Below are 725 nucleotides of genomic sequence, written 5' to 3'. Positions count from 1 at the left end.
CACGACTACCCGCTGCCCAAGGTCGGCAAACCGCATTACGACCCAATCGAGTACGTCAGCCTGGTGCGCACCGCCGAGCAGCAACTGGTGTTGCTGCGTGGCCTGGACCGCCGTGAAACCTATGCCCGCCAGGGCGACCGCTTCTACCTGACGCATATCCAGCTGCGCAGCGGCGCCGGGGCAATGCTGCACTATGAGCACCAATTCCAAGGTCGCCCAGTGCTGTCGGACATCAACACCTATTCCGACAACGATCCCGAAAAAGTCCACCTGCAACTGGGTACCCTGCTCGACGACCATGGGCATATCCAGGGCCTGTGGCAGGTGGTCGACGGCACGCCGCTGCGCCAGCTGTGCGGCTACCACTACGACGCCCACGGCGACCTGATCGCCGCCCAGGACGAGCACGGCGCCGCCTGGCAGTACCAGTACCGCCTGCACCTGATCACCCGCTACACCGACCGCACTGGGCGCGGCATCAACCTCGAATGGGACGGCAGTGGCCCGCACGCCAAGGCCATCCACGAATGGGCCGACGACGGCAGCTTCGAGACCCGCCTGGCCTGGGACCCGAACATCCGCCTGACCTATGTCACCGACGCCCACGGCCAGGAGACCTGGCACTACTACGACGCCCTGGGCTACACCTACCGCCTGGTCCACCCCGACGGCCGCGAGGAATGGCTGTTCCGCGATGAACGCAAGAACGTCATCCGCCACGTCCA

1 pseudogene is annotated in these 725 nt (G+C 65.5%); it reads left to right on the top strand.

Going from position 1 to position 725, the window contains the following annotated elements:
* Positions 1 to 725: pseudogene (locus NGM28_RS28455) on the top strand (RHS repeat-associated core domain-containing protein); the annotation flags it as partial.

Source organism: Pseudomonas sp. MWU13-3659 (assembly GCF_023757525.1).
Classification (GTDB): domain Bacteria; phylum Pseudomonadota; class Gammaproteobacteria; order Pseudomonadales; family Pseudomonadaceae; genus Aquipseudomonas; species Aquipseudomonas entomophila_E.
This window is presented reverse-complemented; position numbering and strand designations above follow the sequence as displayed.